The sequence below is a fragment of the Nocardioides sp. SLBN-35 genome (assembly GCF_006715725.1).
Lineage (GTDB): Bacteria > Actinomycetota > Actinomycetes > Propionibacteriales > Nocardioidaceae > Nocardioides.
In genome coordinates this window covers 1,978,275-1,999,155 of record NZ_VFNU01000001.1, presented here as the reverse complement: position 1 = coordinate 1,999,155, position 20,881 = coordinate 1,978,275, and the positions used below count along the sequence as shown (strand labels likewise).

22 protein-coding genes and 1 tRNA gene are annotated in these 20,881 nt (G+C 72.6%); 7 read left to right on the top strand and 16 right to left on the bottom strand.

The annotated features are described in order from the left end of the window. Positions 1 to 25 precede the first annotated feature (25 nt). Positions 26 to 1,069, top strand: coding sequence for a hypothetical protein (locus FBY23_RS09720; protein WP_141797956.1), 1,044 nt, complete (start codon positions 26 to 28; stop codon positions 1,067 to 1,069). A gap of 161 nt (positions 1,070 to 1,230) precedes the next feature. Here FBY23_RS09720 and FBY23_RS09715 read toward each other — a convergent pair whose 3' ends face one another. Both FBY23_RS09715 and FBY23_RS09710 read right to left on the bottom strand, forming a co-directional pair. Continuing rightward, the gene (locus tag FBY23_RS09715; RefSeq protein ID WP_141797955.1) at positions 1,231 to 2,076 is read right to left on the bottom strand and encodes a Bax inhibitor-1/YccA family protein; all 846 of its coding nucleotides are present in this window, start codon (positions 2,074 to 2,076) and stop codon (positions 1,231 to 1,233) included. 122 nt (positions 2,077 to 2,198) lie between these two features. Then, positions 2,199 to 2,882, bottom strand: coding sequence for a bifunctional 2-polyprenyl-6-hydroxyphenol methylase/3-demethylubiquinol 3-O-methyltransferase UbiG (locus FBY23_RS09710; RefSeq protein WP_141797954.1), 684 nt, complete (start codon positions 2,880 to 2,882; stop codon positions 2,199 to 2,201). 116 nt (positions 2,883 to 2,998) lie between these two features. Between FBY23_RS09710 and FBY23_RS09705 the strand changes: the two genes are divergently transcribed. After that, complete coding sequence (locus FBY23_RS09705; RefSeq protein ID WP_141797953.1) at positions 2,999 to 3,613, top strand: ClpP family protease; 615 nt, start codon at positions 2,999 to 3,001, stop codon at positions 3,611 to 3,613. After that, a complete protein-coding gene (locus FBY23_RS09700; protein ID WP_141797952.1) occupies positions 3,610 to 4,248 on the top strand; it encodes a ClpP family protease in 639 nt (212 codons plus the stop codon). The genes FBY23_RS09705 and FBY23_RS09700 overlap by 4 nt, the downstream gene beginning before the upstream one ends. Here the strand turns inward: FBY23_RS09700 and FBY23_RS09695 are convergent. From FBY23_RS09695 to FBY23_RS09660, 8 genes are all read right to left on the bottom strand, one after another. Next, complete coding sequence (locus tag FBY23_RS09695) at positions 4,224 to 4,529, bottom strand: helix-turn-helix domain-containing protein (RefSeq protein ID WP_141797951.1); 306 nt, start codon at positions 4,527 to 4,529, stop codon at positions 4,224 to 4,226. The two genes, FBY23_RS09700 and FBY23_RS09695, sit on opposite strands and share 25 nt — an antisense overlap. A 69-nt stretch (positions 4,530 to 4,598) precedes the next feature. After that, a tRNA-Leu gene (locus FBY23_RS09690) sits at positions 4,599 to 4,671 on the bottom strand. A gap of 18 nt (positions 4,672 to 4,689) precedes the next feature. Next, the gene (locus tag FBY23_RS09685; protein WP_141797950.1) at positions 4,690 to 5,256 is read right to left on the bottom strand and encodes a peptide deformylase; all 567 of its coding nucleotides are present in this window, start codon (positions 5,254 to 5,256) and stop codon (positions 4,690 to 4,692) included. Then, entirely contained in the window at positions 5,253 to 5,774 is a 522-nt protein-coding gene (locus FBY23_RS09680; RefSeq protein ID WP_222117778.1) for a glycine cleavage system protein R, read from the bottom strand. Before FBY23_RS09680 ends, FBY23_RS09685 begins: the two co-directional genes overlap by 4 nt. A gap of 7 nt (positions 5,775 to 5,781) precedes the next feature. Then, the gene (locus FBY23_RS09675; protein ID WP_141797949.1) at positions 5,782 to 6,378 is read right to left on the bottom strand and encodes a hypothetical protein; all 597 of its coding nucleotides are present in this window, start codon (positions 6,376 to 6,378) and stop codon (positions 5,782 to 5,784) included. A gap of 53 nt (positions 6,379 to 6,431) precedes the next feature. Further along, on the bottom strand, positions 6,432 to 9,035 hold the full coding sequence (locus FBY23_RS09670; RefSeq protein ID WP_141797948.1) for a CHAT domain-containing protein: 2,604 nt from the start codon (positions 9,033 to 9,035) through the stop codon (positions 6,432 to 6,434). 9 nt (positions 9,036 to 9,044) lie between these two features. Then, positions 9,045 to 9,641, bottom strand: a complete 597-nt coding sequence (locus tag FBY23_RS09665) for a hypothetical protein (protein WP_141797947.1) — start codon at positions 9,639 to 9,641, stop codon at positions 9,045 to 9,047. Next, positions 9,641 to 10,249: an RNA polymerase sigma factor gene (locus FBY23_RS09660; RefSeq protein ID WP_141797946.1), complete on the bottom strand. Its 609-nt coding sequence runs from the start codon at positions 10,247 to 10,249 to the stop codon at positions 9,641 to 9,643. Before FBY23_RS09660 ends, FBY23_RS09665 begins: the two co-directional genes overlap by 1 nt. A 531-nt stretch (positions 10,250 to 10,780) precedes the next feature. Here FBY23_RS09660 and FBY23_RS26640 point away from each other — a divergent pair. After that, positions 10,781 to 10,906, top strand: coding sequence for a hypothetical protein (locus FBY23_RS26640; RefSeq protein ID WP_260805864.1), 126 nt, complete (start codon positions 10,781 to 10,783; stop codon positions 10,904 to 10,906). A 7-nt stretch (positions 10,907 to 10,913) separates the two neighbouring features. Here FBY23_RS26640 and FBY23_RS09655 read toward each other — a convergent pair whose 3' ends face one another. The 5 genes from FBY23_RS09655 to eno all read right to left on the bottom strand — a co-directional run bounded on the left by FBY23_RS09655 (position 10,914) and on the right by eno (position 16,120). After that, positions 10,914 to 12,314, bottom strand: coding sequence for a helix-turn-helix domain-containing protein (locus FBY23_RS09655; protein ID WP_141797945.1), 1,401 nt, complete (start codon positions 12,312 to 12,314; stop codon positions 10,914 to 10,916). Positions 12,315 to 12,768: 454 nt separating this feature from the next. Continuing rightward, the gene (locus tag FBY23_RS09650; RefSeq protein WP_141797944.1) at positions 12,769 to 13,707 is read right to left on the bottom strand and encodes an exopolyphosphatase; all 939 of its coding nucleotides are present in this window, start codon (positions 13,705 to 13,707) and stop codon (positions 12,769 to 12,771) included. Further along, the gene (locus FBY23_RS09645; protein WP_396954468.1) at positions 13,700 to 14,230 is read right to left on the bottom strand and encodes a DUF501 domain-containing protein; all 531 of its coding nucleotides are present in this window, start codon (positions 14,228 to 14,230) and stop codon (positions 13,700 to 13,702) included. The genes FBY23_RS09650 and FBY23_RS09645 overlap by 8 nt, the downstream gene beginning before the upstream one ends. Next, entirely contained in the window at positions 14,227 to 14,826 is a 600-nt protein-coding gene (locus FBY23_RS09640; RefSeq protein ID WP_141797943.1) for a septum formation initiator family protein, read from the bottom strand. The genes FBY23_RS09645 and FBY23_RS09640 overlap by 4 nt, the downstream gene beginning before the upstream one ends. Positions 14,827 to 14,842: 16 nt before the next feature. Further along, a complete protein-coding gene (gene eno, locus FBY23_RS09635) occupies positions 14,843 to 16,120 on the bottom strand; it encodes a phosphopyruvate hydratase (protein WP_141797942.1) in 1,278 nt (425 codons plus the stop codon). Positions 16,121 to 16,247: 127 nt separating this feature from the next. Here eno and FBY23_RS09630 point away from each other — a divergent pair, with 127 nt between their 5' ends. Next, on the top strand, positions 16,248 to 16,643 hold the full coding sequence (locus tag FBY23_RS09630) for a YidH family protein (RefSeq protein ID WP_260805863.1): 396 nt from the start codon (positions 16,248 to 16,250) through the stop codon (positions 16,641 to 16,643). Here FBY23_RS09630 and FBY23_RS09625 read toward each other — a convergent pair. After that, positions 16,637 to 17,236, bottom strand: coding sequence for a TetR/AcrR family transcriptional regulator (locus FBY23_RS09625; protein WP_141797941.1), 600 nt, complete (start codon positions 17,234 to 17,236; stop codon positions 16,637 to 16,639). The two genes, FBY23_RS09630 and FBY23_RS09625, sit on opposite strands and share 7 nt — an antisense overlap. Positions 17,237 to 17,304: 68 nt before the next feature. Between FBY23_RS09625 and FBY23_RS09620 the strand changes: the two genes are divergently transcribed. Both FBY23_RS09620 and FBY23_RS09615 read left to right on the top strand, forming a co-directional pair. Next, on the top strand, positions 17,305 to 18,207 hold the full coding sequence (locus FBY23_RS09620; RefSeq protein WP_141797940.1) for a sterol desaturase family protein: 903 nt from the start codon (positions 17,305 to 17,307) through the stop codon (positions 18,205 to 18,207). Positions 18,208 to 18,265: 58 nt separating this feature from the next. Continuing rightward, complete coding sequence (locus FBY23_RS09615; protein ID WP_222117777.1) at positions 18,266 to 20,881, top strand: esterase-like activity of phytase family protein; 2,616 nt, start codon at positions 18,266 to 18,268, stop codon at positions 20,879 to 20,881.

The window sequence follows — 20,881 nt, the reverse complement described above, 5'->3', positions numbered from 1 at the left end:
CGGCCGGAGCACAGATGCTGGCTCGATGGAGTTGCACATCGAGCGTCGAGGTGTCGTGGTCCCGGTACCGGTCGATCCGCTGGGGATCGACGGCCCGACACCAGGACGGGCGCGTGGACCGCGCTGGCGTCGTACGCCGGGCGCCGGGCTGTTCGTTCCCTCCGACGTGCCCGCCGACGACGAGTTCCAGCGCATCGTCGAGGCAGTGGCCGGAGCGCCCGAGGGCTCGGGCGCCACTGGATGGGCAGCCCTGCACTGGCAGCGCGCTCGATGGTTCACCGGACGCACCGCTCGCGGCGATCCACTCCCCGTGCCGCTGGCGATCGGCGACACCGTCCACCTTGCTCCTCGTGCCGGAGTCCAGCTCCATCGCGACTGGCTGTTCGACGGCGACATCGTCCACGTCGATGGTCTGCCGATCACGCGCGCCGAGCGATCCATCTGTACGGCGGCCCTCCGCGCGACATCCCTCGAGGACACCCTTCGCATCATCTGCATGGCGATGGCCGACGACCTCGCCAGCCTCTCGGAGATCCGGTCCTACGCGGCCCGCATCAAAGGGCGTCCGCACACCCGTCGTCTCAACGAGGCGATCGACCTGTCCGACGAGAACATCTGGTCTCCCCAGGAGGTCACCCTGCTGACCCGATGGCGGCAGCAACGTCCTGGGCGTTCGCCACGCTGCAACCCACCGATCTTCGACGGCCTCGGCAACCACTTGTTCACGCCCGATCTCCTCGACGCGGAGGCCGGAGTGGTCGGTCAGTACGACGGGGTGATCCACGAGCGCACACAGGTACGACGTCGCGACCTCGACGTCGAGGAACTGTGCCGCGACCTCGGACTCGAAGTGGTGACGATGCTGTCGAGGGACCTGCGCGACCTGCGCTCCTTCGACCGGAGGCTGGCGGCGGCGTACGAACGCGCCGCTCGGCGATGTCGTGAGCACCCGCATCGAGCGTGGACGCTCGACCAGCCCTGGTGGTGGACCGACACCTCGACCGTCGCCGCCCGTCGGGCCCTCGATGACGAGGACCGGAGGATCTGGCTCCGGCGTCAGGTCGCCTGATCCCCGGCGGTCGGGTCGGGTCGGGTCGGTTCAACTACCGAATTTGCTGCGCAGGACGCTCGAACACGACGAATTCGGTAGTTGAACCGAAAAACACGACGGCCCCGGTCCCCACCGAGGTGGAGCCGGGGCCGTCGTACGACGCGGGCGCGCCGGACCGATCAGTCCTGCTGGAGGATCGCGAGGATCCGGAGCAGGTTGGTGTAGATCCAGACCAGGCTGACGAGCAGCCCGAAGGAGGCCCGCCACGACTCGCGCTCCGGAAGACCGTTGCGGATGCCCTGCTCGACGAAGTCGAAGTCGAGGATCAGCATGAACACACCGAGGACCAGGCCGCCGATGGCGAAGACCAGGCCGAGGGTGCCGTTCTCGAAGAGCCCGACGCCGCCGCCGAACAGGCCGAGCACGAGCTCCATGAGGCTGAGCGCCACCATGCCGAACATGGCCGCGATCACGAAGGTGCGGAACTTCTGGCCGACCTTGATGTCGAAGAACTTGTACGCCGCGAGCGTGCCACCGAAGGCGGCGAAGGTCCCGATGACGGCCTGGACGACGATGCCGCCCATGCCGGACGAGTCCGCACCGTAGACCGCGTCGTACAGCTTGCTCAGGCCACCGAGGGCGACACCCTCGGCCAGCGCGAACGCCATGACCAGGCCGGGGCTGATCACCCGCTTGAAGGAGTTGACCAGCGAGAGGATGAAGGCCGCGCCGGCGCCGACGATCATGATGCCGGACAGCGTGCCGACCGCGTCGGCGTTGTCGAGGTCTGGCGTGAGGAACCACGTCGCGGCCGCGGCGAGGATCGTGATGCCGAGGGTGATGCCGGTGGACTGGACGACCGAGTCGATGGTCATCCGGCCCTGGCGGGCGGGGGCCTCGGGCGCCGGGTAGCCGGGCTGGGCGTAGCCGCCGTACTGCTGCGGCTCGCCGAAGCCCTGGTAGGCGGCGGCTCCGGAGCGGTTGAACTCCTCCGAGCGCCGGAACACCGGGTTGTTGCTCTGCATGGTCTCCTCCGCAGGCTTGCGAGTCTGCCGGGCGGCCAGGGTGGCTGCCCTCCACCTACATTCTAGGTGTCTCGATGTCGGTGCAACGTACGACAACCGAGGAAGGTTCCCCAACCTGCAGATCAGGTACGACGACGCAGCCGCACCACGGTGTCGCGCACGAGCAGCGGACCGTCGGGGGTCGCCTGCTCCCGCACGGGCGTGTCGGCGACCTCGACCTCCCACACGCTGTCCGGCTGGTCGGCGCCGAGCGCCCCGAGCACCCGGTCCGGCTCGAACATCAGGCCCGGGCCGTGGTCGTGGCGGGCGCCCGTGGTGACGTCGTCGGGGTGGTGGGCGGTCACCAGCAGCCGGCCGCCGGGCGCGACCGCCTCGGCGATCCCCCGGTAGATCGTGGCGAAGTCCGGCTGAGGGACGTGCAGGAAGCTGACCGTCACCAGGTCGAACCTGTGGTGGCCCGCGGGCCGCGGGTCGGCGAGCGCGTCGTAGAAGCCGACCTTGGTCCGGTCGCCGACGCCCTCGTCCTCCGCGTGCGCCGCGACCTTGGCCAGCGCGACCTCGGAGACGTCGACGGCGGTCACGTGCCAACCCTGCTTCGCGAGCCACACGGCGTCGCCGCCCTCGCCGCAGGCCACGTCGAGTGCGGTGCCCGGCGTCAGGTCGGCCGTCTGCTCGACCAGCCGCTGGTTGGGCCTCCCGCTCCAGACGCGGTCGGTGCCGCCGTACCTCTCATCCCAGAAGCCGGCGGTCAGCGCGTCCCGCAGCTCGGCGAGGGTCTGGTCGTGGTGGTGCTCGTGACGGTGCATGCGAACACTGTCCCGCTTCAGGTGGACATGAAGTCAAGCGCTGCTGTGAGCAGCGCCCTGCTGCCGTGGGCGGATCCGCCTTCTCCGGCTGGCGACGGCCGCCGACAGTGGGGGTCATGAGCGACGACAACCGACCTCGCACCTTCGACGACCGAGTACGACGCGAGCTGCTCCAGCAGCGCGTGCTGGTGCTCGACGGTCCCCTCGACGACGACAACGGAGTGCTGCTGGCCAGCCAGCTGGTGGCGCTCGCCGCCGACGACCCCGGCGCCGACATCGCGCTGTGGATCCACTCCCCCGGCGGCTCGGTGCCAGCGATGCTCGCGATCCGCGACGTGATGCGGCTGGTGCCGTGCGACGTCGCGACACTCGCGCTCGGCATCGCGTGCAGCGCCGGGCAGTTCCTGCTCTCCTCGGGCACCCGCGGCAAGCGCCGGGCCCTGCCCCACGCGCGGGTCCTCATGCACCAAGGGTCCGCCGGTATCGGGGGCACCGCGGTCGACATCGAGCTCCAGGCACAGGACCTGCGCCAGACCCGCGACACGGTGCTGGCCCTGATCGCCGAGGACACCGGGCAGCCGCTGGCGCGGGTCTTCGAGGACTCGCTGCACGACCGGTGGTACTCCGCCCAGCAGGCGCTGGACTACGGCTTCGTCGACGAGATCGTGACGTCGTACGACGTCCTGGTGCCGCCCCGGCGTGCGCCCCTGGGTCTGGGGGTTCCCCGGTGAACAGCTACCTCGTGCCCAATGTGATCGCCCAGCACCCGCGCGGCGAGCGGATCATGGACGTCTACTCACACCTGCTGACCGAGCGGGTGGTCTACCTCGGCACTGCGATCGACGCCGGGGTCGCGAACTCACTGGTCGCGCAGCTGCTCCACCTCGAGGCCGACAACCCGGACCGCGACATCCAGCTCTACATCAACTGCGAGGGCGGCGACCCGAGCGCGATGCTGGCCGTGCACGACACCATGCAGTTCATCCGGCCGCAGGTCGCCACCACCTGCATCGGTCAGGCGATCGCGGTCGGCGCGGTGCTGCTGGCATCGGGCGCGGCCGGCAAGCGGTCCGCGCTCCCCCACGCCCGGGTCGTCCTGCACCAGCCGGCCGCCCAGGGCCGCGGCGCCATCCCCGACCTGATCCTGCAGGCCGACGAGGTGGTGCGGGTGCGCGCCGACATCGAGCAGATCCTGTCGCGGCACACCGGCCAGGACACCGCGACGCTGCGCGCCGACACCGACCACGACCGGGTGTTCACGGCGGCCGGTGCGCGGGAGTACGGGCTGATCGACCACCTGATCGAGGAGCGCGGACCCGCGATGATCACCGGGGCGACGGGTCAGGCGGCGAGCGCCAGGGCGTAGGCGCCGCCGACCGCGGCCGGCGCGACGAGCGGCTGCAGGTCGCCGGCGACGGAGGTGGTGAGGTCGAGCAGCGTCGTACCGAGGGCGCCGAGGACGGCGGCGATCATCTCGCTGCTCGGCTCCTTGATGCCGCGCTCGATCTCCGAGAGGTACTGCGGCGAGATGCCGGCCCGGCCCGCGGTCTCGGTCAGCGTCTCGCCGCGCTCGCGGCGCAGGTCGCGCAGCCGTCGTCCCACCAGGTCCCGCCACAGCGGCTCCGCCGCGTTCTGCTCCTCGGCCATGCCTCATCGTAGGTCGGCCGAGCGGCCCGCCCGGGGTGTCCGTGGAGAGTTCTGCTCTGAGCAGAAGGGTGCCCCCGCTGGGACTCGAACCCAGACTGCGCCCCTTTTAAGGGGGCTTCCTCTGCCATTGGGATACGGGGGCGATACCTGCGGGGCGGACCTACAGGTAGGTCTGGCGAGGATAGATCGCGTGCGCACCGGCCACCCGGTCGAGGAACAGGAACCCGTCGGTGTGGTCGATCTCGTGCTGCAGCGCCCGTGCCTCGAACGCATCGGTCGCGAACGACACCGGCTCGCCGCTGCCCGGCAGCAGGCCGCGGACGGTCAGGCGCGAGGCGCGCTTCACGTCGCCGGTGAGGTCGGGGACGCTCATACAGCCCTCGCGGGCCTTCTCGTTGCGACTGGACTCGACGACCTCGGCGTTGCACAGCACGAAGGTGCCGTGTTGCGTGCGGGTCTTGGGGTGCTCGGTGACGTCGACGCAGAACATCCGCACGCCCACGCCGACCTGGTTGGCCGCGAGGCCGACGCAGCCCGGGCTGACCCGCATGGTGGCGACGAGGTCCGCGGCGAGCTGGACGATGTCGGCGGCGGTCGGGTCGACGTCGGCGCCGCGGGCCGAGAGCACCCCCTCCGGAGCGCGTACGACGGCCCGCACCCGGCCCTCGACCCCGAGCTCGGTCTCGGACCAGCCCGCGACCCGCGCGCTGCCGGCGTCGAGGTTCACAGCTCGTCGGCCTCGGCGGGGCGCAGGGTGGCGGTGACGCCGACCCGCTCGGCGCAGGCGCGGATGGCGACCTCGACGGCGGCGACGTCGGCGTCGGCCGGCAGGTCGAGCTCGGCGACGAGCAGGTAGAGGTCGCCGGCGAGGCGGGTGGTGAGGTCGGTGATGTTGCCGCCGGCCGCGGCGACCTCGGCGACGACGGCCGACACGATGCCCGATCGGTCGCCACCGTGGACGGTGAGCACCCACGCGGTGCCACCGGCGGCGGGCATGGGCCGGTCGGTGACGGGACGTACGGCGACGTCGAGGTCGCCGGCGGCGAGCGGGGCGAGGGCCCGTTCGATGGCGGCCGCGTCCGAGCCGCCGCGGCACAGCAGCATCATCGCGAAGTGCCCCCGCAGCAGGGTCATCGTGGAGTCCTCGATGTTGAGCCCGAGCTCTGCGAGGCCGGCCGTCGTGGCAGCGATGATGCCGGGCCGGTCGGGCCCGAGAACGGTGACGGCGTGCAGGTCTGTGCTCACCTGCCCATCATCCCAGCCCGTCGGGCTCCTCCCCGTCGCCGGCCTCCGGATCGGGCACCGGGTGCTCGGCGAGTACGTCGGCCATCCGCGCACGGGCACCCTCGAGCCGGGACGAGACGGCCGCCGCGGCCCAGGTGAGGTCGGCGATCGCCTCGGTCACCTCGTCGCACAGCTCGGTGGCGCGTTCGAGGACCAGGCGCGCCTCGGACCTGATCTCGCTCGCGGTGTGCTCGGCCCGCGTGGTCGCGTCGGCGACGTAGTGCCGGGCGGTCTCCTCGGCCTCGGTCATCGAGGTGCGCAGTGCCTCCGCGCGGATCACGTCGGCGTCGAGCGCGGCCGCCTCCGCGAGGTCGGCGACGAGGGCGTCGACCTTGAGCCGCCGTTCGGCCGCCCACTCGGCGACCTCCACGCGGGTGCGCTCGGCGGCGTCGCGCGCCTCGAGCACGATGGACTCGGCTGCCTGGCTGGCCTCGTCGCGCACCTGGCCGGCCAGCGCGAGGATCGCCTGGGCGTCGCGGTGGGCCTCACGGGTGGCACGCAGGGTCGCGGCGTGCTGGTCGGGCCCGGCCCGCAGCCCGCCCTCGTCTTCGGATCGACTGGACACGTGTCACTAGTGCGCGCACCCGGGCGTTTGATCCACGACGCGGCACAAAACCCTCAGTCCCGCCCCACGTAGCGGAAGCCACCCCAGTAGTACGGGTGCGGGAACCGCCGGGCCACCGCGCGCCGGGCGACGCGCAGCGCGACGGACGGAGCGGTCCCCTGGGCGAGAGCCCGGTAGAAGTGCGTCATCAGCTCCAGGGTCACCTCGTCGTCGACCGCCCACAGCGCCGCGACCACGCCCTTCGCACCCGCCGCGAGGCAGGCCGGCACCAGTCCGACCTCCTCGGCGGTGTAGTCGGGCGAGCGTCCCGAGGAGCACGCGCTCAGCACCACGACCGCTCCCTCGAGCGGGACCGCACCGGCGACGACGTCACGGGCCTGCAGCCAGCCGTCGGCGAGCCGGAGCCCCGACGAGAGCGGGTCGTCGGGGCGGAAGACGCCGTGGCACGCGAAGTGCACGACGTCGGCCGCGGCCGTGCGGTCGGCGAGTGCCTCCTTGGTGGCGCCGGCACCGACCAGGGCGTCGGCGGCCGGGAGTGCGCGCAGGATCATCTCGGCCTCGTCGGCGATCGAGGGCGCGTTCTCGTCGGGTACGGCGACCACGAGCGCCGACAGCGAGGACGCCACGGACGCCGTACCGACGGGCTCGGGCGGGGCGGCCGGCCGCGCCAGGTGCGCGTACCAGGGACCGACCTCGTCGAGCAGCGCGTCGAAGGGGACGGCGTGCAGGTGTCGGTGGCCCACGACGTGGATCCGGTCGTCGAGGTCGTCGAGCAGGTCCACGACCGGAGCGAGGAGCAGGTCGAAGAGGCCGTCGAGTGCGGCCGACGTCGCGAACCCGGTCGGTCCGCGATAGCCCGGTGCCATCAGCGTGCACTCCTGCTGCCATGCGTTGACCAGGCGGCGGGTGCCCTCCGTGGCGCTGGTCAGCACCCGGGCGTCCACGTGCCCGTCCCGCACGACGAACACGACGATGTCGTCGCCCGTGACGTGGAACTCGACGAGCAGGCCGCTCGGCACGTGCGGCAGCACCTCGCCGGCGTGCTCCTCCGGCCGCGGGGGCTCGACGGGGACGAGCGTGTCGGAGAGCACCGCCTCCAGTCGCCGTCGCTGGTGCTCGGCGGCGCCGGGAGCACCCGCGGCCCCCACCGTACGGCGCCCCGGCAGCGCCACCCTGATCCGCTTGGCGGCGCGCGCCCGGCGCAGCGCCTCGACCCGGCCCGCGTGGTCGCCCTGCTCGAGCAGCAGCAGGATGAGCTCCTCGCCGGCGGCGGTGAGCGACGGACACACCACGCTCCCGCGCTGGCCCAGCCGCTGCTCCCACCCCCGGCCGACGTCCAGCGCGCGGCGCAGCAGCGCGACGGCCTGAGGGACCCGGCCGGTACGGCGCTCGTGGCGGGCCCGGGCGACGAGCACGTCGACCTCCAGCTCGGGGATCCCGACCTGGGCGGCGCGTCGGTCCGCCTCGTCGAGCAGCGCGACGGCGGTGTCCAGGTCGGCTGCGCGGGCCGCGGCGAGGCGGGCCTGCACACCGACGGACGGCGGGGTGTCGGCCTCCTCGGCCGCGAGGACCCGCTCGCAGGCGGCGCGACAGGCGCCGGGGTCGCCGAGGGCCCAGGCCACCTCGGCCCGGAGCAGCCAGGTCCGCAGCCCCATGTGCCTGCTGCCGCACTCGCCGAAGAGCCGCTCGGCGACCTCGAGCTCGGCCGCGGCGGCGCGCCACCTGCCCCACCCGAGCGAGGCCTGGGCGCTCGCGAACGCGGCCCGGGCGGAGTACTCCACTGCACCGATCCGCACGAAGGCCTCCTCGGCCGCGCAGGCCTCGGCGTGCGCCTCGGCGGCGAAGCCGGCGCGCAGCAGGGCTCCGGAGCGGACCAGGGCGTGGAAGGCGACGTGCCACTGGGCCGCGGCCCCGTCGGGCACGACGCAGTCGAGCACCTCGAGCGCCCGGGCGACCTGCCCGGTCGCGGAGTACGCCTCCGCGACCCGGATCGCGACGGACGCGGCGCGGTCGTGGTGGCCGGAGGCGGCGTAGGCCCGCCGGGAGCGGTTGAGCTCCAGGAGGGCGTTGTGGGTGAGGCCGGCGTCGAGCGCGGTGAGCCCGCGGCGGTGCTGGACGCGCGCGATGCTGTCGGCGTCGGCCAGGGCGGCGAAGAGGTTCTCGGCCGCGTCGTACTGGCGCAGCGCGTCGGCGGACTCGCCGCGCCCGGCCCTCGCGTCGGCGAGCTGGCGCTGGACGAGCGCACCGATGTGGGACACCCGGTTGTCGCGCCGGGTGACCTGGTGGAGCTCGGTCTGCAGCCTCAGCAGGCCGGCCTCGGCCGCGTCGTACTCGCCGACCAGCAGCTGCACCTCGAACCCGCCGGCCGCGGCCCGGGCGGCCTCGACCGGCTCGCCCGCGGCGAGCCAGCTGCGGCGTGCGGCGCGGTAGGCGCTGGCGGCGACGCCGAGCTCCCCGCCGGCGACGGCGAGGTCGCCGCGCAGCTGGTGGAGCGACGCCGTCCGGGCAACGTCACGCTGGCCCTGCAGGCCGGACTCGGCCAGGTCGAGCAGGTCGGTGCAGCGCTGCGCGTCGCGGTGGAGCCAGTGCTGCGCCTCACCCAGGAGGTCGTCGATGTCGCCCCCGGCGCTGGCCGGCAGGCAGTTCCCGAGACTCACGACCCGCCGTCAGGGACGGAGGTCGAGCGTGGCGCGGACCTGGGCGGGTCCCGATGTCAGCCAGAGCTCGTCGACCCCGACGGGCACGCCGCGGGCCTCGAACCGGCCGTCGGGCGTGGACCGGACCGCGCGCCGCAGGTCGCCGCGCTCGAGGAACGCGAGGTCGAGGCCGCCGCTGCCGGGCGGGAGCATGATCAGCCCCTGCACGTCGACCTCGCCGACGGCCGAGGCCGTGGCGTCCAGCACGAACCTGCCGAGCTCGCAGTCGAAGGCGAGGTGAACGCCGCCGTCGCCGAGGGAGCGCACGCCGACGGCACCGAGCTGGGAGCGGGTGTCGTGGAGCAGCGCCGCCTCGGTCCAGTCCCGGCCGTGCCCGGGCCGGTGCAGCTGGTCGAAGACGGCCCGCAGCCGCGACCCGAGCTCGGGCGGGCGCTGGGCGAGGGGCATCGAGGCCGCCCCGTCGACGAACTCGAGGATCCACTCGACGCTCTCGAGGGTCGAGGGGTCACCGACGGCGACGTACGACGCGAGCTCCTCGGCCGCGTCGCTGGCGAGCCGGCCGTCGAGCCAGTCGATCAGCTCGGTGAAGGTGGGCCGCGCGGTCATCATGACTCCTCCCCCATGATCACGCGCAGCTTGTCGAGGCACCGGCCGCGCAGGGGGCCGATGCCACCGATCGAGCGGCCGAAGCGCTCGGCGATCTCGGCGTAGCTCGGCGCCTCCGGCTCGAAGTAGAGGGCGAGGAGCAGCTCGCGGCAGGTGCCGCCGAGGGTGGACAGCGCGTCGTGGAGCGCCGTCGTCGTGGCCCAGTCCGCGAACGGGTCGCTCACGTCGTCCGGGGTGACCTCGACCGGCGTCGTACGCCGGCTCAGGTTGCGGGTGCGCCAGGCCTGCCGGCGGGCGACGGTCATCAGCCAGGAGGCGAGCTTCTCGTCGTCGCGGAGCCGGTCGAGCGCATCGATGAGGGCCACGAAGGTGGCCTGGGTGACGTCGGCGGCGTCCTCGGCGCCGAGGCCGTTGCGCAGGGCGACGGTGTAGACCAGTCGCTCGTAGCGGCTGACCAGCTCGTTCCAGGCCTCCGAGTCACGGCGGCGGCAGCGGACGAGAAGGTCGGAGTCGGTGACGACCTCGCTGTGGCGAGGCTGCGTGCTGGCACCACGGCCGGTGGGCCGTAGCTCGGTGGCGCGAGCTGGTTGCTCGCTCAATGACGTCATTTCGGGTCCCCAAGAGAGTTGGTTGGAACGCCCCACACGTTCCGGAATATGGGAGTGCCCACGCTCGTACAACAGCGATCCGCCCGAGAGAGCCGGTCGGACCCACGGCGCTGGTCCTCGGGTCGTCTTGGGACGATAGGTGGCTCCGCGCGGCCTCGACAAGGGGGGCCTAAGTCCCTCCACAACCCGGTCGGATCAGATCGGGTGCCTGCGCGCACCAGTGCTGCGTGACCACATCCCGACCTGCCGGCGACCTCCCGGAGACGGCTCCGGACGCCCGCGTCGACGAGGTCTGGCCGCCCCGTCGGGCCTCGTCACGGACGGGCCCGGGGACGGCGGCGCGGTGCGTGCGACCGGGCGGATCCGGCTCCCACGCCCGCGGTCCTCCCGGCCACGACGCCTTGCCCCGCCCCTCACGCGGGCTTGACCCGAAGACGTTCCGCAAATTGCCAAGATGTGACAACCTCAATGGCAACAGTGAGCCGGCGCCCCGAGAACGCCGGCCACGCCCCTCACAAGGAGAACCCCGAAATGAAGACTCGCAAGATCCTCGCCGCCACCGCCGCCGCCCTCGCCGCGACCCTCGCCGTCTCGCTGGGCGCGCCCGCCTCGAACGGCTCGGTCGTGATGGCGACGCGCCCCGGCGGCTGCTGCTGACGACGAATCAGTAGGTCGTGGCGACGCCGTGCTCGGCGTCCTGGCGAGGACGCCGTGCCCGACTGTCGCGTTCGCGCACACGTAGACCACTGGCACTCGCCGCCGCCTTGAAGGCGCGGTGGGCGCCGGCATCGTCGCCGAGTGCGTCGTAGAGCTCGGCGAGCTCGCACCAGGCCTGGGCGACCCACCTGTCCACCTCGGTCTGGGCGGCGAGCAGGTCGCGAGCCTCGCCACAGACGGTGAGCGCCTCGTCCTCGCGGCCGAGCTCGACGAGCGCCTCCGCGTGGGCCAGGGCGGCCTCGGCGGCACCCAGGGAGACCTGTCCGGGATTGGCCGCGCGGGCGGTGATGGCCACGTCGAGCGCTTTCTCGGGCTGGCCGTCGAGGACCAGCGCGTGGGCCAGCACCACCTCGGCCCACGCGATCTCTGCCATCGATGCGCTGGTGCTGCGCAGCTCCTCGTGGGCCCGCTCGAGCTGGACGAGCGCGCCCGAAGGGTCCGGCACGTCGAGCTCGAGCCGCAACCGGCCGAGCTCGACCCGCAACCGGGCGAGGTTGCGCGTGTCCTGGCCCTCACCCAGCAGCGCGAGCGCGCGGGTCGCGAGGGTGAGGGCGGGCTGGGTCTGGCCGCGCTCGGAGTAGGCGATGCTCGCGTTCCAGTACGCGGCGCTGCGCGCGGCGGGCGACGCCATCTCCTCGGCCAGCTCGATCGCCTCGGCGCAGATCCGGGTGGCCCGGTTCAGGTCGCCACGCCCCATGTAGGACATCGCCACCGTCATCGCGAGCTGCACTGCCTCGTCGGTGCGCTCGAGGCCGCTGGCCACGATGTCGGGCCGGATCCGGTCGCCGACCTCGATGGCCAGCGCCAGGTCACCCGCTTCGCGGTAGCAGCGGCTCAGCGCGATGCCGCACTTGATCGCCTCGATCCCGTCGACGTCGGCGAGCAGCGCCTCGTACTCGCGGATCGCGTCGTCGAGCTGGCCCATCGCCTCCAGCGAGCGAGCCACGACGAAACGGCCGCGGGACTTCAGCTCGTCGAGCGAGACCCCCTCGGCGCGGGCGAGCGCAGCGCGGGCCTGGTGCTCGGCGTCGACCGCCTCACCGTTCTCGAGGGCCAGCTCGGCGTAGCTCAGGCCGAGCCGGATCTCGTCGACCTCCTCCTCGGAGGCGCCGGCCAGCAGTTCGCTGACCTCCATGCCGAGCCGCTCGCTGACCACGCTCAGCGCGGCGAGGGTCGGGCGGCGGTTGCCGGACTCGATGCGGGACACGTAGCCGACCGAGTAGGCCTCCCCGGCCAGGTCCGCCTGGCTGAGCCCCTGGGCCACCCGAGCTGCGCGCACGCGCGAGCCGAGCACGGCCGGATCGACCGTCCCCAGCAGGTGCGCCCAACGCGCGTCGATGTGACTCATCAAGAGGAATCCTAGGCAAACGTTCCTACGACCACTGTCAAACGCCGAGGTCCGTCCGATGTCACGCCACCGGACGTGACCCGAGGCGACGGGTCCCGGCGAGCACGTCCGACCGGGCCGGCCGGCGGAGGCCGCGCACGGCCCGCGGCGACGTACGACGACGCCCGCGGCGCAGCCCGGCGACCCGTCCACAGCGGCCTCCAGGAGCCCTGAAGGGGGCCTGTCCAGGCGCGGAAAATGCCCCCGAGAGCGAAAGTAAAATTCGAGAATTCACCCGGCTTGTCACCCGAGAACCGCGTGGAAATCGCGCCCGGGGGACCTGCGCCCGCAGGAAGATCACATCGGCCCTGGTGCCAGTGATGCTCCTGGTGCAGGTGGGGCACGTCGGGGCGGAGAACAACGCCGAACAACGACGCCAGATCTGATAAAGCCGCCCGGGTCCGGGCGTGCCGGATCAGGCCTGGGCGACCAGCGACCAGGCGATCCCGTCGAGGATGTCGGTCTCGGCGACGACCACGCCGCCGACCGCGAGGCGGGCCAGCACGCGGGCCACGATGAGCGCGCCCGCGTCGATCACGTCGGCACGCCCGGGGTGCATCCAGCCCAGGTCGCGCCGCTCGGCGACGGTCATCGCGAGCAGCCGGTCGACCTGCGCCAGCACCTCGGGGACGGCGAGCACCCGGGCGTGGATCAGGTCGCGGTCGTAGGCGGCGAGGCCCAGCGTGCCGGCGGCGATCGTGGTGTTGGTGCCGGCGACGGCGATCACGGTGCGGGCGGCGGCGGGGTCGACCGGGCACGCGTCGAGGGCGGCGTCGATGTCGGCGACGACCGCCGCGACCTCCTCGGGCGTGATCGGGTCGTGGCGCACGTGTCGCTCGTGGAGCCGAACCGAGCCGATGTCCATGGAGTGGGCGGCGCTCGGACCGGTCGCCGGGTCCCCGAGGATCAGCTCGGTCGAGCCGCCGCCGATGTCGACGACCAGTGCCGGGCTGCCGACCTCGACCGAGGACGCCGCGAGGCCGCGGACCGCCCCGTCGAAGGCCAGCCGGGCCTCCTCCTCGCCCGACAGCACCTCGGGGTCGATCCCCAGCCGGGCGTGCACCCCGGCGGTGAACTCAGCGGCGTTCGACGCGTCGCGGGTCGCGGAGGTGGCGCAGAACCGGATCCGCCCGGGCGCGACACCGGCCCCACGGATGATCCCGGCGATCTCGTCGATGGCCACCCAGGCCCGCTCCAGCGCCTCCGGCGCGAGCCGGCCGGTCGCGTCGACGCCCTGGCCGAGCCTGATCATCCGGCTCTCGCGGCGCACGCCCTCCGGGTCCGCGAGCAGGTCGCCGACGAGCAGCTTGATGGTGTTGGTGCCGCAGTCGATCGCGGCGACCGGCTCACTCATCCGGGTCGTCGGCTCCCGGAGCCACGCACGGCCCCTTGGCCCACCACTCGCCGAGGATCTCCAGCACCTCGTCGCCGAGCGGGTTGACGCCCGGGCCGGCCGCGAGCGCGTGGCCGGCGAGGACGTGCAGGCACTTGACCCGGTCGGGCATCCCGCCGGCGGAGATGCCCTCGATCTCGGGGACGTCGAAGCCGCCCGCCGTACCGATGGCGGCGCGGTCGGCGAGGTAGGCCTCGTGGGCGGCGCGGTAGGCGGCGGCGAGCTCGGGGTCGGTGCCGAGCCGGTCCTGCATCTCCCGCATCAGGCCGGACGCCTCGAGCGTGCCGATCCTCGAGTTCACCCGCGGGCAGGTGAGGTAGTACGTCGTGGGGAACGGCGTCCCGTTGGGGAGCCGCGGCTCGGTGGCGACCACGTCGGGGTTGCCGCACGGGCAGCGGTGCCCGATCGCGTGGACGCCGCGCGGGGGCCTCCCGAGCTGGGCCGCGATGACCGCCTCGTCCGCGCTGGTCATGGCGTCGCTCACTGCTCGAGGTCCTCCTTGGGAGCCTTGATCTCGTCCTTGGGGTCACGCACCTTGGTGGGCGGGTTGCCGGCGATCTTCATCGAGTCCCACACGTCGTCGTACCAGACCCTCTTGTCGGGGTCGGCGACCTTGCTGGGGTCGCCGAGCGCGGCCGAGGCGTCGAGCGGGTCGCCATTGGCGTCGACCACGACGAACGGGGTCTCGCCCTTGGCGACGTAGCCGAACCGGGCACGCGCCTGCTGGGCGACGTACGCCGGGTCCTCCCAGCGCTTCTTCTCGTCGCGCAGGTCGTCGATCTTCGCCTCGCGCTGGGAGATCTGCGCCTCGAGGGCGTTGATGTTGCCGCGCTGCTGCAGGTAGGCCCGCAGCGAGGACGCGTAGGAGACGGCCAGGACCGCGAGGACCAGGACCAGGATCGCGGCGCGGCTGGTCAGCCGCGCCTTCTGCTGGTGCTCCTTGCGGGCCCGGACCAGGGCCGCCTCGCGCTCGCGGGCGGCCTTCTTGCGCTCGGCCTTGAGCCGCTCGGCGTACCGCGGCCCGGACCGCCCCGAGACGGGGCGGCCGGGCTTGCGGGACGTACGGCGGTCGTCGGCCACGGCGGTCTCCTGGGACTCAGCCCTGGTAGCGCGGGAAGGCCGCGGCGCCGGCGTACCGTGCGGCGTCGCCGAGCTCGTCCTCGATGCGCAGGAGCTGGTTGTACTTCGCGACCCGCTCGGACCGGGCCGGGGCGCCGGTCTTGATCTGGCCGCAGTTGGTCGCGACCGCGAGGTCGGCGATCGTGGTGTCCTCGGTCTCACCCGAGCGGTGGCTCATCATGTTGCGGTAGCCGCTGCGGTGGGCCAGCTCGACGGCGTCGAGGGTCTCGGTGAGCGAGCCGATCTGGTTGACCTTGACCAGCATCGCGTTGGCCTGGCCGCCCGCGATGCCGCGCTGCAGGCGCTCGACGTTGGTGACGAAGAGGTCGTCGCCGACCAGCTGGGTCTTGGCGCCGAGCTCGTCGGTGATCGCCTTCCAGCCGTCCCAGTCGTCCTCGTTGAGCGGGTCCTCGATGCTGACGATCGGGTAGTTCGCGACCAGGTCGGCGTAGTAGGCGATCATCTCGGCGGCGGACTTCTTGGCACCCTCGAAGGTGTAGCCACCATCCTCGTAGAACTCGCTCGCCGCGACGTCGAGCGCCAGCACGACGTCCTTGCCGAGCTCGTAGCCGGCCTTGGTGACCGCCTCGGCGATCAGGTCGAGCGCGGCGCGGTTGGACTCGAGGTCGGGCGCGAAGCCGCCCTCGTCGCCGACGCCGGTGGCGAGGCCCTTGTCCTTGAGCACCGACTTGAGCGCGTGGTAGACCTCCGCGCCGACGCGCAGCGCCTCGCGGAAGGTGGGCGCGCCGATCGGCGCGATCATGAACTCCTGGATGTCGACGTTGGTGTCCGCGTGGGCACCGCCGTTGAGGATGTTCATCATCGGGACCGGCAGCAGGTGGGCGTTGGGGCCACCGACGTAGCGGTAGAGCGGCAGGTCGGCCGAGTCGGCCGCGGCGCGGGCGACGGCCAGCGAGACGCCGAGGATCGCGTTGGCACCGACCTGGGCCTTGTTGGGGGTGCCGTCGGCCTCGAGCAGGGTCTGGTCGATCAGCCGCTGGTCGGCAGCGTCGAGACCCTCGATGGCCGGGCCCAACGCCTGGATCACGGCGTCGACGGCCTTCTGGACGCCCTTGCCGACGTAGCGGTCGCCGCCGTCACGCAGCTCGACCGCCTCGAAGGCACCGGTGGACGCGCCGCTGGGCACGGCTGCCCGGGCGAAGGAACCGTCGTCGAGGAGGACCTCGACCTCGACGGTGGGGTTGCCGCGGGAGTCGAGGATCTCGCGGGCTCCGACGGCTTCGATCGCTGCCACGTGTACTGCTCCTGGAGTCGGGGACGGGCTGTCGTCTCAGTCAGCCCACGTCAGCCTAGACCGCGCCGGGTGCGGTTCCCGGCAGCACCCACCGGGCGTGGGACGGCGGGTAGGAGATGCTGTGACCGTGGCCGCACCCGATCACCCCGAGGCGATCCCTCGGACCCGTCGCCGCCCCCACCGCGTGTACGGCGTCGGGCAGGACCCCGAGCCCCGCGACTCCCTGGCCAACGAGCGCACGTTCCTGGCCTGGGTGCGTACGTCGCTGGCGCTCGTGGCGGGGGCGGTCGCCGTCAGCTCACCGGCCCTGGAGTTCTCGCTGACCGCCCGCCTGCTGCTCTCGCTCGGCCTGGTGCTCGTCGCCGGCGTGGCCCTCGGCGTCGGCTGGCACCGCTGGACCCGCACCGAGATCGCGATGCGGACCGGCGGCCCGCCGCCGGGGTTCACCGGCGGCATGGTCGTGCTCGGCGCGGTCGGCCTGCTGATGGCCGGTGCGTTGGCGAGCGCGCTCGTCCATCACTGACCGAACACGGCCCCGAACAGCCGCTCGCAGCGGGCCCGCATGTCGTCGGGCGCCAACCCCGGGTGGTCGCACCACCAGGTCACGAGGGAGCCGAAGACGCTGCTCCACACCGCGGTCATCGCGTCGAGGTCCAGGGCGTCGTCGTCGCCGGACAGCGCGAGCAGCTCGCCGACGCCCTCGCGCGCCAGCTCCTCGATCCGGTGGCGGTAGGCGCCCATCAGCTCGCCGGGCGCGCCGGCCGGCGGCGCAGTCGGGTCGTTGGCGACCCGCCACACCCAGGTGCGGCCGTCGAGGACGCGGAAGACGCCGTCGAGCGTCGCGACGGCGCGGGCCAGGCCGACCAGACCGAGCGCGGCGGACCGCTCGATCTCCGCTATCAGCAGGCCGGAGGCCTCGCCGAGGCAGCGTTCGAAGAGGCCCTCCTTGGAGCCGAAGTAGTTGTAGATCAGCGGCTTGGAGATGCCCGCCACACGCGCGACGTCGGCCATCGAGGTGGCGGCGAACCCGTGCTCGCCGAAGACCCGGCCGGCGACCTCGAGGATCTGCTGCTCGCGGTCGGCGCGGGCGACGCCCTTGGTGCCGCTGCGAGTCATGCGGATCACCCTAGCAATCGAATTGACCTCGTAGTAACTTACCCGAGAGTCAATTCGAAGGAGCCGCCATGCACGACCTGCTCGACCCCATGAAGAACCCGGTCACCTACGCCGTGCCGTTCTTCGTGCTCAGCATCATCGTCGAGCTGGCGGCGCTGAAGTGGCTCGACCACGACGACAACGTCACCGGCTACTCCCTCAAGGACGCCCGCACCTCCATCTCGATGGGGATCGGCTCGATCTTCTTCCTGACCGTGTTCAAGGTCGGCACCTTCGTCGTCTACTCCGCCATCTCGACCCACCTGGCGCCGTTCCACCTGCCCACCGACACCTGGTGGTACTGGGTGCTGCTCATCGTCGGCCTCGACCTCGCCTACTACGGCAACCACCGGTTCGTGCACCGCGTCAACATCGGCTGGGCGGCCCACCAGGCCCATCACTCGAGCGAGTACATGAACTTCGCGACCGCGCTGCGACAGAAGTGGAACCCCTGGTTCGAGTTCTTCTTCTGGCTGCCGCTGCCCTTCCTCGGCTTCGCGCCGTGGACGCTCTACGTCGCCTTCTCGGTCAACCTCGTCTACCAGTTCTTCGTGCACACCGAGACCATCGACCAACTCCCCCGCCCGATCGAGCTGGTCCTCAACACCCCCTCGCACCACCGCGTGCACCACGGCTCCGACCCGGAGTACCTCGACAAGAACTACGCCGGCATCCTGATCGTCTGGGACCGGATGTTCGGCACCTTCCAGCCCGAGCTCCAGCGTCCGACGTACGGGCTGACGAAGCCGGTCGACACCTACGACCTGCTCACGCTCGAGTACGGCGACTACGCGGCCATCGCGCGCAACGTCCGCGCCGCACAGGGCTGGCGGGAGCGGCTGGGCTACCTGTTCGGCCCGCCGGGCTGGACGCCCCCGAGCGTTCACCTGGGCGACCCTGTCGGGTCACGAACCCGTCGCCCGGAGGGATGAGGGTCCCGACGAACCCTCGTCAATCTCGGGACCGGACCCGGAAGGCCACTCGACCCCCATGCCACGAAGCACCTCGCCCCGACGACTGCGCCCGCTGTCCGGCGCGCTGCTCGCCGTCGCGCCCCTCGCCGCGACCGCGCTGTCCTGCGTGTCCGGCACCGCCGCGCCGCTGCCGGCGGCCATTGCCAGCACCACCGCCACCACCACGGCCACGGCCACCACCACCGCCCAGACCGGTCCGTGGTTCGAGCGGCTGGCGACGTACCCCGTGTTCCAGAACGTCCCCGCGGGCGTCGACCCGAGCGCGCCGACGGTGGCCGAGATCTCGGCGGTCTCGGCGGACGGCACCACGCTCGCCTACACCGACGCGCTCGGTGGACGGATCGGGTTCCTCGACATCACCGACGCGAAGCACCCCGTCGGCCTCGGCAGCCACGACGTGCGCGGCACCACCGACGACAGCCCGACCTCGGTCTCGATCGTCGGCGAGAACGCACTCGTCGTGGTGGACGAGAGCACCTACCCCGGCCTCGAGGACACCCCGTGGGCGGGCGAGGGGCCGGCACCCGGCGTCCGCGGTGGACGCCTCGACATCGTCGGCCTCGACGCACCGCACGACCTGGTCGCCACCATCGACCTCCTCGGCCAGCCCGACTCGATCGCGATCAGCCCCGACGGCACGTACGCCGCGATCGCCATCGAGAACCAGCGCAACGAGGCGGTCGCCCCCGCCGGCGGCGACGAGGGCGACCTGCCCCAGCCGCCCGCCGGCTTCGTGCAGGTCATCGACCTCACCGACCCCGACCCGGCCCACTGGACAGCCACCCCGGTGACGCTCTCCGAGACCGACCTGGCCGGGCTCGACACCCCGCAGGACGCCGAGCCGGAGTACGTCGACATCAACGCCGACAACCAGCTCGCGCTGACCCTGCAGGAGAACAACGGCGTCGTCGTCATCGACCTCGCCACGGCGAGCGTCGAGCACGTGTGGAGCGCCGGCAAGGCTCAGGTGTCGGGCATCGACACGACCAAGGACGGCATCTTCAACCCGACCGCCGGCATCGACCTGCCCCGTGAGCCCGACTCGATCCAATGGGTCGGCGACGGCCTGGTCGCCACCGCCAACGAGGGCGACTGGAAGGGCGGCACCCGCGGCTGGACCGTCTTCGACGCCGCGGACGGCACGGTGAGATGGGACGCCGGCAACAGCTTCGAGCAGATCGCCACCCGCCACGGCCTGTTCAACAACGACCGCGCCGCCAAGAAGGGCTCCGAGCCCGAGGGCCTCGCGTTCGACGAGATCGGTGGTACGCCGTACGCCTTCGTCGGCTCCGAGCGCAGCAACTTCGTGGCCGTCTACGACATGAGTGACCCGGTCCACCCGTCGTTCGTCCAGGCGCTGCCCACGACCAACGGTCCCGAGGGCCTGCTGCCGATCCCGGGCCGCGACCTGCTCGCGGTCTCCTCCGAGACCGACGATGCGAGCGTCCTGGTGCGCTCCTCGGTCGCGCTGTACGAGCTCGGCACCACGAAGCCGGCCTTCCCGTCGATCGTCTCCGCGGACGAGGAGGGCACCGCGATCGGCTGGGGCGCGCTCGGCGCGCTGAGCCCCGTGCCCGGCGACCCGCAGCGGGTCTGGGCCGCCAGCGACGCGGCTTACAAGACCGGCCGGATCTACTCGGTCGACCTCGGCCGGCACCCAGCCGTGATCGACGACGTGCTCACCGTCACCCAGGACGGCGCCCCGGTCGCGATCGACGTCGAGGGCATCGCAGCCCGCGCCGACGGTGGCTTCTGGCTGGCCGAGGAGGGCGCCACCGGCCCGGCCAACCGGCTGCTGCGCACCGACGCGTCCGGCGCGATCCAGCAGGCGGTCAGCCTGCCGGCCGATGTCGCCGCAGGTCTGGGCAAGTGGGGCCTCGAAGGCGTCACGGTGACCGGCTCGGGCGCGAGCGAGACCGTGTACGTCGCCCTGCAGCGGGCGCTGACCGGAGAGACCGCCCCGCGGATCGGGCGCTACGAGCCGGCCACCGGCCGGTGGACGTGGTTCGGGTACCCGCTCGAGACCACCACCGTCCCCGGCGACTGGGTCGGCCTCTCGGAGATCACCGCCGTCGACGCCGACACCCTGGCGGTCGTCGAGCGCGACAAGCAGAACGGCACCACGGCCGCGATCAAGCGCGTCTACGCCGTCGACCTCCCGGCCACGACCACCGGCGCCGTGACGCCCCTGACCAAGCGCCTGGCCGTCGACCTGCTACCGCGGATGACCGCCCTGGGCGGCTGGACCCAGGAGAAGCTCGAGGGGTTCACCATCACCGCCGGCGGCGAGGCGATCGCCGTCACCGACAACGACGGGCTCAAGGACGCCACCGGCGAGACCCAGCTGTTCCGGCTCGGCGCGGCGTCGGCGTACTTCCCCGCCCCGCCGGCCGGCGGGCCGTCGGCCGCCTGCACCACCGCCCAGGCCCAGGCCGTCCAGGCGGCGAACGCCGCGACCCAGGCCGCGGCCAAGGTGACGAAGCTGAAGAAGAAGCGGAAGTCGGCCGCCAAGGCCCACCACAAGGCGAAGGTCGCGAAGCTGAAGAAGAGGCTCACGAAGGCGAAGGCGGCCAGCAAGCTGGCGGCGAGCGCCTCGAGCGCGGCCCAGACAGCGGCGGCGAAGGCCTGCTGA